15 protein-coding genes are annotated in these 15,060 nt (G+C 45.7%); 6 read left to right on the top strand and 9 right to left on the bottom strand.

The features are described 5' to 3' along the window. The first annotated feature begins 120 nt into the window (after nt 1-120). The 3 genes from LY387_RS09960 to LY387_RS09950 all read left to right on the top strand — a co-directional run bounded on the left by LY387_RS09960 (nt 121) and on the right by LY387_RS09950 (nt 1,979). The gene (locus LY387_RS09960; protein WP_234493974.1) at nt 121-483 is read left to right on the top strand and encodes a MerR family transcriptional regulator; all 363 of its coding nucleotides are present in this window, start codon (nt 121-123) and stop codon (nt 481-483) included. A gap of 60 nt (nt 484-543) precedes the next feature. Next, complete coding sequence (locus LY387_RS09955; protein WP_234493973.1) at nt 544-1,473, top strand: MBL fold metallo-hydrolase; 930 nt, start codon at nt 544-546, stop codon at nt 1,471-1,473. An 80-nt stretch (nt 1,474-1,553) separates the two neighbouring features. Beyond that, entirely contained in the window at nt 1,554-1,979 is a 426-nt protein-coding gene (locus LY387_RS09950; RefSeq protein WP_234493972.1) for a phosphate-starvation-inducible protein PsiE, read from the top strand. A gap of 70 nt (nt 1,980-2,049) precedes the next feature. On the opposite strand, the gene LY387_RS09945 is transcribed toward LY387_RS09950, so the two are convergent. Both LY387_RS09945 and LY387_RS09940 read right to left on the bottom strand, forming a co-directional pair. After that, entirely contained in the window at nt 2,050-2,664 is a 615-nt protein-coding gene (locus tag LY387_RS09945; protein ID WP_234493971.1) for a hypothetical protein, read from the bottom strand. 80 nt (nt 2,665-2,744) lie between these two features. Beyond that, nucleotides 2,745-4,070: a serine hydrolase domain-containing protein gene (locus tag LY387_RS09940; RefSeq protein WP_234493970.1), complete on the bottom strand. Its 1,326-nt coding sequence runs from the start codon at nt 4,068-4,070 to the stop codon at nt 2,745-2,747. A 110-nt stretch (nt 4,071-4,180) separates the two neighbouring features. Here LY387_RS09940 and LY387_RS09935 point away from each other — a divergent pair, with 110 nt between their 5' ends. Both LY387_RS09935 and LY387_RS09930 read left to right on the top strand, forming a co-directional pair. Beyond that, complete coding sequence (locus LY387_RS09935) at nt 4,181-5,056, top strand: LysR family transcriptional regulator (protein WP_234493969.1); 876 nt, start codon at nt 4,181-4,183, stop codon at nt 5,054-5,056. A gap of 404 nt (nt 5,057-5,460) precedes the next feature. Beyond that, nucleotides 5,461-6,138, top strand: a complete 678-nt coding sequence (locus tag LY387_RS09930) for a glutathione S-transferase (protein ID WP_234493968.1) — start codon at nt 5,461-5,463, stop codon at nt 6,136-6,138. 15 nt (nt 6,139-6,153) lie between these two features. Here LY387_RS09930 and LY387_RS09925 read toward each other — a convergent pair whose 3' ends face one another. Beyond that, nucleotides 6,154-6,945 (bottom strand): CLCA_X family protein, encoded by a 792-nt coding sequence (locus LY387_RS09925; RefSeq protein WP_234493967.1) that lies wholly within the window; start codon nt 6,943-6,945, stop codon nt 6,154-6,156. A gap of 204 nt (nt 6,946-7,149) precedes the next feature. Between LY387_RS09925 and LY387_RS09920 the strand changes: the two genes are divergently transcribed. Beyond that, nucleotides 7,150-8,229, top strand: a complete 1,080-nt coding sequence (locus LY387_RS09920) for a phosphotransferase (protein WP_234493966.1) — start codon at nt 7,150-7,152, stop codon at nt 8,227-8,229. A gap of 44 nt (nt 8,230-8,273) precedes the next feature. Here the strand turns inward: LY387_RS09920 and LY387_RS09915 are convergent, their stop codons facing one another. From LY387_RS09915 to LY387_RS09890, 6 genes are read right to left on the bottom strand one after another with little or no spacing between them, the layout of a single operon-like run. After that, nucleotides 8,274-9,401: an AI-2E family transporter gene (locus LY387_RS09915; RefSeq protein ID WP_234493965.1), complete on the bottom strand. Its 1,128-nt coding sequence runs from the start codon at nt 9,399-9,401 to the stop codon at nt 8,274-8,276. Next, nucleotides 9,394-10,080: a potassium channel family protein gene (locus tag LY387_RS09910; RefSeq protein WP_042477341.1), complete on the bottom strand. Its 687-nt coding sequence runs from the start codon at nt 10,078-10,080 to the stop codon at nt 9,394-9,396. The genes LY387_RS09915 and LY387_RS09910 overlap by 8 nt, the downstream gene beginning before the upstream one ends. A 24-nt stretch (nt 10,081-10,104) precedes the next feature. Next, on the bottom strand, nt 10,105-10,983 hold the full coding sequence (locus LY387_RS09905; RefSeq protein ID WP_234493964.1) for an HlyD family secretion protein: 879 nt from the start codon (nt 10,981-10,983) through the stop codon (nt 10,105-10,107). 11 nt (nt 10,984-10,994) lie between these two features. Then, a complete protein-coding gene (locus LY387_RS09900; protein ID WP_128650040.1) occupies nt 10,995-11,198 on the bottom strand; it encodes a DUF1656 domain-containing protein in 204 nt (67 codons plus the stop codon). Further along, nucleotides 11,199-12,839 (bottom strand): TolC family protein, encoded by a 1,641-nt coding sequence (locus tag LY387_RS09895; protein ID WP_234493963.1) that lies wholly within the window; start codon nt 12,837-12,839, stop codon nt 11,199-11,201. It lies immediately after the preceding gene. A 10-nt stretch (nt 12,840-12,849) separates the two neighbouring features. Continuing rightward, entirely contained in the window at nt 12,850-15,042 is a 2,193-nt protein-coding gene (locus tag LY387_RS09890; RefSeq protein WP_234493962.1) for an FUSC family protein, read from the bottom strand. Between the last annotated feature and the right edge of the window lie 18 nt (nt 15,043-15,060).

Raw genomic sequence — 15,060 nt, 5'->3', positions numbered from 1 at the left:
AGGTTTCTCTGACGTTTTCATTATAAATGGTAACTTGATCGCAGTTTTACCGCGCAAATAGAGCAGGGGTGCAGAGCAGAAATATAGTGATCCGCAATGAAACCAACCGAGAAAAGATTTATGCGTATAGGCGCTTTTGCAAAACAACATGAGGTGAGCGAGCGAACACTTCGTCACTATGAGTCAATTGGATTACTCCCGACGCAAGAGAGAGAAGGGCGCTATCGCATTTTTAATGAGGACGCTCATTCGCGTATGCTCTTTATAGGTCGTTGTAAGCAGATCGGTCTGACCTTAGCCGAAATCGGTGAGCTCATTCAGTTTTTCGATGCACCAAAAGGCGAGCGCTGCAAAGCGAGCTTAAAGGTGATTGCAGAGAAGAAAGTGACCTTGTCACAAGAGATTGTTCAGAAACAAAGATTATTGGAGAGACTGAATAAGCTAGAGTTGGATGTTCAACAGAGAATTGATAATAGCTGTTGACTCTGACGTATACGTCAAACTTTATACTCCCGAAAAAACATCATCAAGTTAAGAGGGATTATGAAGATTTTAAAAGGACTATTTGCTCTTTTGGCCATTGTACTTGTTACATTGACAAGCTATGTATACAGGCTTACAGGATACCCCGCAGAGATCAAACCCATAGAGCAAAACAAGCCAGCTCAGTTCACCGATTGGAAAGCTGCCCTATCAGGCGCGGCAATGGTCGACTATAAACTACTTCAAGTGGGTAGAATTGTCATGGACCGTAATCTGTTAATGCAGGGCGCTCCTGATTCTTATCCGCAACGCAACGCCGCACTACCGGTACTGAGCCACTGGATTCGCCACCCTGTCTATGGCGAGTATCTCGTCGATGCGGGGTTTTCCAAGTCGTTCAAAAATAATAGTGGGGGCAACTATAACTGGCTGATGCGGACCATTACCTCGCTTTCAGGTATTGAAAACAGCTTGGAGAAGTCCCTAGAGCTTCAACTAAACCACAAAGTTGGTCGAATAAACGGTGTAATGGTCACTCACTTTCACTCGGATCACTCCTCTGGAATAAGCGACCTGCCGACGGGCACTTCCGTCATTGCCGATGAAAAAGAGTATGACTTCATTGCTAGGCTCTCAAATACTGCGCTCTTTACTGAGGATTATGATTGGCACGGCATAGACTTCACGAAAGGCTCAAAGATAGCGCCATTTACGAGTGTGGTTGATGTGTTTGGAGATGGAGCCGTCTGGGCGGTATCGACGCCAGGGCATACCAAGGGGCATACTTCATATTTACTCAATACAACACAAGGCATTAAGTTTGTTGTCGGTGACGCCAGCCATTTCGGCTATGCCTATGACAATAACTATGCACCTGCTGCGCTAAGTGGCGAATTACGTCAGCAAGCCGCAGAAACTCTTGCTTCTATTAAAACGTTCGCATCACAGCATCCTGATATCAAGCTGATATTTGGTCATCAGCTTCCCTAATGCGTTGCGTTAGCGGTTCATTGGCGAAATAAAAATGTGCTAGAGTAACAACATAACTAACAATAACTTATTAAAGTGTTATGCCTTCTCATTTACCAAAATCGTTTAGTAAGCCATTTCTAAAAATATTCCATGTATTGGAGGCTGTGCTGCTTGTCGCCATTACATTGGCGACCATCTACGCCATGATCGAAGAGTTTATGCACGTCTTCACCGAGCGAAGAGTGCTACTGACCGACATTCTTCTCATGTTTATCTACCTAGAAGTACTCGCCATGGTTCAGCAGTTTGTGGTCAACGGTAAGATACCCGTACGCTACCCGATCTACATTGCTATGATGGCAATTGCTCGATACATCACGCTAGGAATGAAAGAGATGGATGCTACGCTCGTCGTATGGTTATCTGTTGCGGCATTCATTTTGGCCGCAGCAACTTTGATTATTCGCGCGGGGCATCATTATTGGCCTTACGTCGATAGAAATACTAAAGAGCCGGATGAGTAAGGCTGTATGGGGCTGCCGACCTTGGTGCTTTGTTACCTTAAAGAGTGCAGCCCTTAAACGTTACGCGTTATTAGAAGGTGTAATTAGTTCTGAGCCACAAGGTAGAGCTTCCACTTGGTGTCAGAATTGATTTATCAGTCCAATCCCACTTAAGCCCTGCGCTAAACCGTTTCCCAATATTCATGTCCGCACCTAACTCAAGCTGAGAAACCCAAGCTTTGTCTTTATTAAAGTAGGTGGATTTGGGGTTCATATAGAACCTTCCTTTTTGATGGTTCCATTGAAGAAATAAGCCTGGTTGAGCGATAGCAGTGCCGTTTTCACTCTGCACGGCAGAAGGATCTCTGTAGGGGTTATAGCCTGCGGTTAACATTGGAGAGACGATCCAGCCACTGTCGAATGAAATGTTGTACATTACGCCCGCTGTTGCGACAGTGAAATTGGCGTCAAAAATGATATCTCCCGTGTAGCTCAGTCCGTCTTGCATATTGAAGTAACGTGTTCGAGCTCGCTTTTTGCCACTCTCATAGAAATTAACGCCCCCAACGAACACGTGGTCGCCCATTTTATTGCTGAGATTGATCTGTGATGCTGTCTCACTGAATGCACCACCAAAGGATGCGGCGGTGGAAATGCATGGAACCAGAAGCAACAGCAGTAGCAGTCGTTTGTTAGTCGTAATCATAGGTCTATCAACTTAAAGTAGGCATTAGAGTGCAGTAATGCACTCTAATGCTTGGTAGAGAAGGGTAATTACAGAAAGCGTTATTTAGATAGCGCTGCGACGATTGCATAGAGACCATTTAGGTCATACGCCTCTTGTTCAGGCGTTACAGAATCTGGCGCGGAAGATTGCTTGATGATGGCGATGTCATGTTCTCGGTCGATGTATATCCATTGACCATGAATACCGATAGCCATGAATGCTTCAGCGCCTGGTGTGTGTTTGACCCACCACTGAGCACGGTAACTCCATTCCCCGCCCGGCATGTTTTCGCTTGCATCAGGGCCATTGGCGAAGGCTTCTTTGTTGCCACCCGCTGCTATTTGGTCAATAACACCTTTACTCACTACCTGTTCACCGTTGAATTCACCATCATTGAGCATCATGGTTGCAAATTTTGCTAGGTTCATCGGCGTTGCATTCAAACCACCACCGGCAACCAGGTTGGCATTGTCATCGAGAAGAACATAGGTTTCGCCAGATGTTCCGAGCTTTGACCACAGTTGTCGCTCCATCGCTTGTTGAAATGTCTGCTCATTAGCGCGGTTGGTAATCCAATTGACAACATCAGTTTTAGGCGTTTGATAGTGAAAGATATCGCCATGCTTGTGTGCTTGATCTATCTGTAGTGTTTGTAGATAGCTGTAGAGATTATCGGGGTACTCGACTCCCTCTACTTTTGCCGTCCAACCTAAAACAGCACCATAGGTTCTGATGCCCGATGTCGGGTCTGCGTAGTGTTCAGTAAAGTCCATTGAGTTCGTCATGTTCAATACTTGGCCTACAGTTGCACCGTCAAAGCCGGATGCTTGTTTTAACTCCGGTACATGTAAGGTGACGGGGTCGTGCTCATTGAACTTACCTTCGTCAATTGCCATTAATGCCAGCAATCCACCGAAGGACTTAGTTACCGACATCATTTGGTGAGGGGTATCTGGTGTCATGTCGTTTAGGTAATGCTCAGAGACGATTTTATCTCCTTTTATGACGATTAGACTGTCAGTCCACGTTTCAGTAAGAAAGTCTGCAAATGATCTCATCACACCATCGCTGTTTTTGACTTTGATATGGGATAGATCTTGAAGGTCCTTTTCTAGATCAATCGGTGATTGAGATGGTTGAATATCGGCACTTGGGTAGAACATACGCATGTGTTGATAAGACCATCGATTGTATGGAGGAGTCTGTAGCGCATTCTCTTTCGTGACCTGCTTTGATTTGGGTACAACTAAACCTTCCATAATCCCTAGCTCAGCAGCCGTTGCATAAGGCGTTTCTTTTAGTACCTGAGTGATATCGTGTGACTCTGCGTAGGAGGAGGCAGAGAATAACCCAACAAGCGCAAGTGCAATGATTGAACGTTTCATAGTAGTGACCTCAAATTGTTGACTATTTATCTTCTAAAGAAGTTGAAGTGATTTTAATCTGGGTACTAGAATCATGGTTGAAAGAAGGTTAAAGGCAGGGTTTAAGGTTTATGATTATTACCACCGAACGTTTGCGCTACTTTGTCAGTGTTGCAGATAAAGGTAGCTTTTCTGCTGCTGCTCGAGAGCTTGGAGTGAGTATTAGTGCGGTTAATCAAACAATTATTAATCTTGAGGAAGACTTAGAAGTTACCTTGTTCGAGAGGCATAGTGGCAAGAAGCCAACACTCACAGTTCAGGGGCGAGCCTTGTACTTTAAGAGTTTGGATGTTTTACCGCGCATTCTTGGGATAGAACACTACGCCGAAACGCTTAAATTAGGTGTGGAAAGCGCGATAACAGTGGCCGTGCACCCATACAGCTTTTACCCAAGCTATGTCGACCTGTTTAAGACATTCACCACTAAGTATCCGCAGGTAGAGCTCAATATTATCGACAGTGAAGCACTAACCAGCTTTGATGAAGGCTTTGATTTAATGATCGCGCCGTCCAGTATAGAGATTCTAAGAGCGATGAACGTTGCTGCTATCGACCGATTGGAGTGGAAACTAGTATGTGCACACAATCATCCTCTAGCCAAGTTGAAGGGTAATGTGGAGGTGGCAGATCTACAAAATCACACTCAGGTACTTATGGGAGAGGGTTTTATCACTAAGCCAGAATATCGAGAGGCGCTCCGCTATTCGTCATCTGTCATCAATGTTACAAGCTTCTATCAGTATCGGCAGTGTTTACTTCAAGGGGTGGGTTTTGCTCCTTATCCAGCGCAACTATTAGACACTAATACCGAGAAAGATGCGCTGGTGGTGCTTGACTTTGAGTTTGGCTCAGAGGGTAACTCTTGGCCTATTGATCTGGTTTGGAGTGACAATGTGGGTATTGCAGGTCAGTGGCTGGTTGAGCAGCTAATGAAGATAAATGACTAACCATGGTTTCTAGCTGCGCCAATTGGGCAATCGTGGAAATGCAGGCCGCGTTAATCAACCTATTTTCTGTGCCATTGTATCGTTTGAAGCATTCATTGGTGGTGTTAAGTATATGGCTGGTCCGTCCTTTTACTGTTTCTGCATCCGCTTTGATGATCTTTACTGGTTTCATTTCGCCTTTGAGCGCATACCTAAGTGAGCGGGTATTAAAAAGATGCTGAGATCGTTTTAGAGCGTTGGCTAGGTTACACAGTTGATTTTTAGTTGAAGCGCTAGACATAGTAGTGACCCCTCTCGTCGATTCACTAGGATTCTAGGTTTGCTTCAAAATACTTGAGTCGAAGGTCCTTAAAGTTTAGCTTTATGGTTAGTCGACTTTATTCCGGATGTGCTAAGGAGCGAGAATGAGTAACCAAAATTTGCCAGTGTTGTATTCTCTTCCTAACTGTCCTTTTGCTATTCGTGCTCGTATTGCCCTTGTCAAAGCACGGCAGGCGGTTCGACTGCGCTCTATTAAACTGAACAACAAGCCCCAAGAGATGCTCAATGCCTCACCGAAAGGTACGGTGCCAGTCTTAATTCTTTCTGATAGCAAGCAAGTATTGGAACAGAGTTTAGACATTATGGTTTGGGCGCTGAGACAGAGCGATTTCGAAAATTTATTGTATTCAGAAGACAGTCATGCTCTACAGCACATGCTCTCAACAATCGAAAGCTTTGAGCATGATTTCGACCCTGCACTAAACGCATTTGGATGTGCGAAGCGTTACCATGAAGCCAACATGTTATCACTAAGGAAAGACTGTGAAGTGCAACTTGCTTTGCTTGAATCGCGATTGTCTCAGCACTCTTTTCTGTTCGGAGAGAAAGAGAGTCTTGTTGATATTGCGTTGGTGCCGTTTTTGCGCAAATTTGCCCGCATTGATAAGCAATGGTTTAGGGATGCGCCTTATCCGAAGCTGCGTACATGGCTTAATAATTATCTACAGAGCCCGATGTTTTCAAAGGTAATGGAAAAGCAGGAGTTATGGCTTGACCATCGTGAGGACGTTATTTTTGGTCGTTACAGTTATAAAAAATAGCCCGCGTTGCCGTATTTAACGGCTCAGCGCTTCTCCAAGTGGGTGAAAGTAGGCTTTTAGTGCCTCACTGATTGCATGTCTATGGGCGACATCAGGGTAAATATGAATATTGTCGGAATGCGTGGTACCAGAGACTAGATACGCGTTTTCGATACCAGAGCAAGACTCGACCACCGCCTCAAACGCACGTGCCATCATTTCGGTCGGCTGTGAAAAGTAATGCGTTCCAACTGCTTTGTCTGCTTTCACACTTCGTGACACGTATTCATGCCTGTCCTGCCCATCACTACTAAGAAGTACCGAATCAAATACTTTAATCAATCTATCATTCAAGACATGAGGGAAAGGCGTCGCATTTGCAAGCCAGCAATCGCTCGCGAATAGAATGCGTTTCTGTGGACCGAAACGATCGCCAATATCAAAGGCTTTCTCGGCAATGTAATGGTCATAGGCGTGCCAAAATTCGTGGGCCAGTGCTCCCGCTCCCGCGTTCTTTGCTAAGGCAAGCTCTCTTTGATTTGGCGCATAGTGCGCTTGAACACCCTTTCTCCCCCCAGTTCCAAATGCAAGGTTCAAGTTGCCACGTAAACCGATCGCCTTTGAAGGTAGAGCTAAAAAGAATGCAAGGTCCGCCAATGAATCGAAGATAAGGTTGGCGGCAAGATCTTTCTCTTCATTGTTTACCCACTTACCGACACGAATACTGCCGATACCAAATGTCTCTTTGATATCTAAAAAAGAGACCTGATCTCCGTGACGATAGTCGGGACCTTTTCGAGTACGGTACTTGAAGTTTGTCAGTTGCAATTCGGGCCTCGGCTTTGTTGTTGAGCTGTTGCTTTAGGCACTAGGTGAGCTAATGGAGCAACCAAGTATACATGATTCGTACGTTGGTGAAGGCGTACTGTTGCACTACCTTTTACTAAGCCCCCATTGGGTCACCTGAGGATGATATGAACTGTTCAAGGTACGTGTATGGTAAGACACTCATAGGTGAACGGAGGCAAGGGAATGAATCAGCGTCAGAGAGCACAGCAACTATTCGAAAAAAGTGGAAAGCCATTCATTGTCGGTGACAAACGTCATTGCCCTATCTCTCCGAGCGAGTTGGCACAAACGACTTCAGATTCATATTATGTCGTAGAATCGTTTGATGGTGGGCTCACCGCTGAAGTATTTCACATACGTATTGACGGTAAAGATTATACGCTCAAGAAAAAACGCCCCACGGCCAGAGTGCAGAACCTTGATGGTGAATACTCTTTCCTAAATGAAGTCCAGCGCCGTGCCGACTTTCACAAACTTAAAAACGATCCTACTCGGGCGAATGATTTTCGCTGTATCGTTGAGACCGTCTATGCTGATTATCGGCTCGGAGTTATTTTGTCAGAGTGGATTGAAGGCACTCCTTTTGAACCTACGCCAAAGCTCCTTAGCGACTTATTCTCTACATTAGCCTCGTGTGAGCAAGCAGGGCTCTTCGAATGGGATTTGTGTTCGGGTAACTTGCTGCTAGACGATAACAACCAGCTCAAGCTTTTTGATTTTGGTTACATGTACCCATTTGAGCCGCGTCATGAGTTTAATAGCGATGGTATTAATGCGCCTCTATTTCAGTTTTGTGAGCGCTTTGAGACACGGTTTTTTTCTGGTTGGGCACTGGAATACAGTGGGAATGTTCAAGACCGGATAAGTGTCTTTCGAACGGTTAAGCAAGCTGCCTACATTGCCCTTGAAGCAAAACTAGCTTGGCTGAAGAAAGAGAACGGGAGCGATGAGGTCATAGCGCTAACGGAATCATTGAGAAATAGATATCAACAAGCACTGGACGACCGAGCTTTGTTGGAACAGCTTTACCTCGTTGAGATGTTTCGATCCCATGTTTTAGATATAGAAGATGACCTTCATGGTAAGAGTTGTACTCCAATGACAATAAAGCGTGCAGAGGCAGTTCTTGAGATGATCGCTCAGCACTTCACGTTATTGGCAGATCAAGGAGCGCTGTTTTTCGATAACGAAGGGAAGACGCAAAAAGAGCTCATCGACATCTATCAACACAAGCGCATTTTGGCTGAAAAATATCAGTTGTAGCGGAAGAGAGGTTTAGCGGAGAACGACTCCGCTAAACCGTAAGATTATATCCTGTAGTCCTCAGCGCTCTCAGCTTGCTCTGGCTGTTCTGAAAGCTCACTTTGCGATTCGTAGTTTATCCAGAATAAGAACAATTCGTACCAAATTGCCAGAACAATGGCACCTAAGAACAAGCCGATGATCCCAGCGAACAACATACCACCAATCGCGCCAATTAGGATGATTGGCATTGGAACATCGACACCTCGTCCCATTAACATCGGTTTGAGGAAGTTATCCGACAGGCCACCTGCTAATGCCCAAATCGTGAAGATAGTTGTACTGGTGCCGTCGCCTGTGGAGTACACATAGAAAATGACTGGGGCAACAATTAGTAGGGCTGGAAGTTGCGCGATACATAGAATGAGTGTCGCTAGTGTCAGCAAACCTGCGGCTGGCACTTGGAACACAAACATTGCCGCGCCGATGATTGCAGATTGGATAAAGGCAACACCTACCACACCAAGTAACACACTACGAATCGTCGCTGCCATCAGGTTCGCCCACTGTTCGGCTTTTTTGCCCACCGCTCGAACTGCAACAGTTTCTAGTGCCCCCGATATTTTCTCTGCGTGCGCCATAAAGCCGCCAGCGATCGCGAGTGAAATAATGAACATGATCAAACTTGTTAGTGCGCCGCCAAGAATTGAGGCGATGGTACCAAGGAAGCCTTTTATTTCAGGTAAGAATTGCTGAATGCCTTTTTCGAGGTTGGTCGCGAACAAGTTCCAAATGCTATATAGCTTGTCGCCAATAATTGGTATCTCGGCAACTTTCGCAGTGGGACCTGGGATCTTTATTTCACCACCCTGAAGAACTTCTGTTGTATGTGCGACACCGTCATAGATTGATCCGGAAACCAATACAAACGGAATAACTAACACTGAAATACCAATCAATGCAACAAGCGTTGAGGCTAGACCGCGTTTACCTCCTAACGAACGTTCAAGCTTTTTCGTTAAAGGTAACAATGCAACGGCAATAATGGCCCCCCAAAGCACTGGGATAATAAACGGCTTAATAATGTCGTAGGTAAAACTGAGTAAAAGAACGAGTAAGCCGATTCGAATGGCCGACTCCACCATATTATTGACAAAGAGCTTGCTTTGACGTTGTTCGGTTTGTCTATCCATTGTTTTTTTCCCTGTGTTCCAAATTTGCACTGACTAAACTCGACACGACGATGGCCATATAAAATACGCCGACGATCGCTTCTAAATACACCACTACTTGTGCCAGTGGACTGATTGGGCTGATATCACCATAGCCCAAGGTTGTTAACGTTACGAAACTGAAATAGGCTGCGTTTGAGAAGTTTTCTCCCCATGAGATGGCTTCTAGTCCAGTAAATGCATTGGGTGAATATTCAATGATTATTAAATAAACGATAGCCCACATTAGACCGAGCAGCAGAAATAATGCGACTGAGCCCACCACTTTATTGGTATTCACTTCACCATGGAACAGCACTTGTTTTGCTGTCGACTTAAAGGTGCCAAAGAAAAAGCTGAAGGTGAGCGCGAGCATAAGGACATCCATCTCACGAATATCGAAGATCAGTTTTACTAAGGTGGCGATAACCCAGCATGTTGCGAGAGTTTTCAAAAGTCGTGACCAGTTCTTATCAAAGCGCAGGCTGGCAAAACAGACGATAAAGACCACGATAATAAATATCTGCAGCACTCGATCTATCCATCCGCTACCCACTACTTCTGCAAGACCTGAGCTGATGAGTAGAGCGACGAGTGCAACGGTTAAATAGAAGAAGTTGTTTCCTTCATTGATGTTTTCAAGCCGTTTTCCTACTTTCATTTTATCTGTCCTTGCTCAATGACATTATTCGTTCTGTTCCTCTATTACCATGATAGAAGCTGATAGCCCAAATCGTAGGTGCACGCCTTCTGGAAGTTCATTTAGAGAGATTCGAACTGGAATACGCTGAGCCAGTCGGATCCACTGGAATACTGGATTAACGTTTGGCAGCAAGTTGTACCCAACCGTGCCATCTTTAGGTGCGATGCCCCAACCAATTGAGTCAACCGTCGCGTCAATGGGCGTGTCAGGGTGAGACATTAAAGTGACTCGAGCCTCGCTTCCTGGTTGAATCTGAGGGAGCTGGTTCTCTCTAAAGAAGCCGAAGACCCAGAAGCTGTTTTCATCAATGAGCGCGACTAAGGGTTGGTTGGCCACGGCTTGAGTACCGGTTCGTATGTCGAGGTTTGAAACAAAACCATCTACAGAGGCGACAACTTTGGTGTAGCTGAGATTGAGCTTAGCCGATTTAAGTTTCTCTTCAGACGCTTTGATTTTTAGAAGCGATTCTTGATAGGAGATCTCTCGTCTAATTAGGTCTTTATGTGAGACTGCGCCTTTGTCTTTTTTACGAATATCCAGCAATCGGTCATACTCAATCTTCTTTCCTTTAGAGCTAATAATCGACTGCTGAAGAGCGACCTCTGCTTGGGCCAATGCCACTTGATAGGTTTCTGGGTCGATTTCAAACAGTAAGTCACCTTTGTTCACCCTTTGGTTATCGACTATGGCGACATTGACTATCGGTCCCGATACACGAGGTGCCACTTTAATAATGTTGGCTCGAACTTGGCCATCGCGAGTCCATGGGTTGTTGAAGTAGTCTTGATACTTTTGGTATCCAAACCAAGCGGCTCCACCAAGGAGAATGAGGTTTAGGATGATGATAATCGTCTTCTTCATTTAAGCGGCTCCTAAAACCTGAGAATAAAATGATCGATTGCCACTACGTACATCACGACGATGGCGAGGAAAGTGAGTGATGGAAACGCAACAAACCGCGCCAGCTTGGTTTTGTTCATGATGATGACGGTAATCCAAGTGGCAATAATTGCCATACACACGACGAGTAACAGGGGAGAGAAATAAACGTCGCCCCAAGCGAGTTCATGTGGCATCTATTGGCCCTCCTCAGTGGTGGCGGAGGCTGACTCATTGGTGTCTGTCGCGACGGGTGCTCCTGTCCTGATGGTCAAAGGCGGGAGTACCGTATTTTCTTCGTCTAATTGAGTACCCCAGTCGGTGCGTTCTTGCATCTTTTGGATATTATCGGGCGAGACAAATGCTTGACCTGATTGAATTTGCCAGCCGCCCCCCAGTGATTTGTATAGTGCGACGACCTGATTGGCGACATTGCCTTTTATTTGGGCGTAGCTATCTTCACTGCGCGTCATTTTTTCGACAGAGTTCAGCAGACGCTCGAAGGAGATTTGACCGTTCTCATATTGCGTTAAGGAGATATTGAATGCTCGAACAGAGGCGTTAACCGATTGTAGCCGCAGCGCTTTTTGCTCTACATAGAGTTCATACGCTTCTATCGCATTAGTGACTTCTTGCACTGCCTGAAGCACTTTCTTGTTGTAGTTGGTCATTGTTTCTTGGAAGCGTGCATCTTCAAGGCGAATGTTGTTCTTAACCCGACCATATTGAAAGATGTTCCAACTAAACGCAGGGCCAGCGACGAGCGTCAACGAGTCATTGAAGCTAAAGCTGGAACCTGATGGTACCGAACTATCGATACCAATAGAGCCAAATAGAGAGAAGCTTGGATAAAGGGCTGTTTCAGCGACACCAATCTGGGCACTCTGAGCGTGGGCCTGCAATTGCGCAACTTGGAGATCAGGACGCCTCATGACCAAACTGGCATCAATCGTTGAGTTGAGGGCAGGCGCCTCAGGTACGATTGAGCCATCTTCATCCTCGGCGATCAGCGACTTTGACCCCGATGAACGAAAACGTTGCTCATACTCCGCAAGCCTTTGCGTCATGCCATCTTCTAACAAAGGGTCCACTTGCTCTGGAAGTATGCCAAGTAATACGGCAAGTGCGTTTCTAGCTTGTAGCATGGCTATTTCAAGAGCGGGCAGGGCGGCTTTGGTGGTAAATAGCTGGTTTCGCGCTTGTTGGACATCGAGTTCGGTGACGTTACCTGACTCGAATTGGACGCGAGTGATATTGACCACTCGCTCCTGAATCTCAATATTTCTCTCAGAGAGCAACATGCGCTCTTGGAACGAGCGATAGTTAATGTAGTTTCGAGCAACCTCGGAAGTGATGGTCACGAGTATGTCGTTGTAGGATGCGATAGATGCGTAATAAGTGGCTTGGGCGGCTTCGATTCCGCGCGCGTATTTACCCCAGACATCCATTTCCCAACCTGCATCAAAAGTCAGTGCCGCATTATTAAAGGAACTTTCACTCACATAAGCTCTTGCTAGATTACCCGAAACAGTCTGTACCTGTGGATAGCGCAAGCCATCAGCAATCCCAAGAACAGCTCTCGCTTGTAAAATTCTCAGTCCGGCAGCTTCAACATCGAGATTTTGTTTAGCCGCGCGTTCGACAAGTTGATCAAGTGTCGGATCATTAAACTGCTGCCACCAGTTTGCCGTCGATGCCGTGCTTGATGCCGTTTCACTGTCACTCCATGACTGAGGTAGCGCGACGTTATTATCTGGCTCAAACTCTGGACCCAGCGTCGTGCAGGCAGTCATTATCAGTGTTGTGAAAGAGGCTATTATTAGCCGATGAGTCATCATTATTTTATCCCTAAAATCGATGCATCTTGAGATTGTCCAGATCGATACCTTGACTGGCTTCCTCAACATTTTTAAGTGACTCATACAGGTTTCTTTTTAGGTGAAGAAAGAGGTAAAAACCTGCGATGTCATTTTTGTTTACCTGGTCCAAATCGAGCGACTCAAAGAAAGCTTCCAGTGCTTGTTCGGCTTTTGTGTACTCTTGCTCAGCGTTCTCAAAATGGTCACCACTATCTGGTTTCGCCTTGCCATGAACTTCTACCAAGCTCGGCAGAACGGTGTCGATATGCGTCTCTCTAAGCTTAGTAATCAATGAGTTATTTTTCAGAATAGTTTGTGCCGCGACCAGATTGTTGGCGTGTCCCATTAGCACCCCACAGCGTTTGGCATAGAGAACTAGTTGCTCTTGAGTGTTGTTGTTGAAATAACTGACATCGACCTTACTTGCCCACAGCAAAAGCTTTTTGGACGCCACATTGGCCGTTTTCAGATGCAGTGCGAGCGTTATGCGCGTCAACCAAGTAGGCTTAAGGTTCTGCATTGTCACTAGCAAGCGATGTAGGTGGAAGAATAGTCTCTGTCGGACGGCCAAGAAAAGATGTTCTGCCTTGCTGGAAAACGGGAAGTAGTGAGAAAACACAATCATCAGCACCACAAGGTAGAACAGCGTCATGACGGTTAGAATGATGCCAAAGTGATAGGTCATGGTGTTGTCTATGCCTAGCACAAACATCCCTAGCATAAAGAAGATGGTGATAGGTCCTTTGAATAGATAAAAGCCAACAAAGGTGTAGATAAATAAGAACAGCGCTAACTCAACCCCGAGCTCTAACTGCGGCAAGATAAACACATAGGCTGGAATGGCAAACAGAAAACCAAAAGTAAACAGAAATCCAAGTGCCTTGGGGTGCAGCGGCATAAAAGAGAGCACCGCCATAAAAATCGTAGAGAAGATAACAAAGCTATAACCACCAGGAGGGTTGAACGAAATCCAAAGCCCACCTGCGACCCAATAAGTGACAAACACCTTAATGGCTGTTTTAAAGTTCTCGGCATCCCACCATAAAAAAGCACTTTGAGAGGGTGCGAGTTGCTCTTTGAAAGAGACTGTCTTGGTGATGGAGTCAATACAGCTTATCGTTTCAGCAAGTTTGCTGGCGTTATCGTAAAGTCGATTTAGCAGGTAGCCTAACGTTAAGACAGAGGCTCGCGTCAGGTGGTCGCTGCCAGATAGTTTTTCTTCATTCGCCTTTAACTTATTCTCGTTGAATCGGAAGGTCTCTCCAGTTTCCGGCGACGCCAAAAACTGCTGGCTTTGCTGCAAAAGGTGATCGATTTGTTCAATGAAAACGGGAAAGTCAGAGAGGTAATCTTCCGTGTCATTGTGGTTAAAACGCGCATTCGAGGCAGTGGCGAGTAGTTGCGTTATCTTCTGACTATGGTGAATCACCAATCTCCATTCTTGAAGATAAGCCGCGATCTCACTGCTTTCTTTTTTGACCACACCGAAACGCTGCTCAAGCGTGTTTTGAGCAGTAAATAGCTTTTCAATAAGCTCATCAAGCGAGGAGTTCGCTTCTTCGGTAGGCTCATGTTCAGTTTTATCGTCACTGGAAGAGGCATCTGTCGCAGCGGAAGTCTCAGGCTTGATCATCCCCGGGAGTGATTCCGAGATTTTGGTAAAGGTTTGCTGCTGAATTGACAGCGTCTCTTGTAGTAATGCCGATAGGTTCTGCTCGGCTTTGCTTGGGAAAAGATAGACACCCACCAAGGTATAAGTTACCACCCCAAATACCGTCATATACGCTCTATCAACACCGTACAGAAAGGCACCTTCGGCATCGCCGCCGTTGGACATCATCAAGGTCATCACTGCGGTGAGCATGAGTAGAGTAGGGTCACTTTGATAAGCGTTTCGGAAATAGAAAATAAACGAGACCACAATAGACACGCTAAACATATACAGAAAGCGGTCTTGTGCAAAAGCGCCAACTAAGATGAGACCCACCACAGCGCCTACTATAGTTCCAAGCACCCTTAGCGTTCCTTTTTCGAATGACTCACGCTGACTCCCCGTCGATGCAATAAGCATCACGGTTGTTGCCGCAGTAGAAGCTTGTGGCCATCCCATAGCAAAAGGTATGAGATAGGCGAGAGTAAGACTTAGCGCCACTTTGGTGGCAAATCGCGCTTTGCTATTCATCGTCCTTGATTTTAGAGA

The sequence above is a fragment of the Vibrio maritimus genome, from assembly GCF_021441885.1.
Taxonomy (GTDB): domain Bacteria; phylum Pseudomonadota; class Gammaproteobacteria; order Enterobacterales; family Vibrionaceae; genus Vibrio; species Vibrio maritimus_B.
Note: the sequence above shows the minus strand (reverse complement) of the source record. Positions and strands in the feature narration are given on the sequence as shown.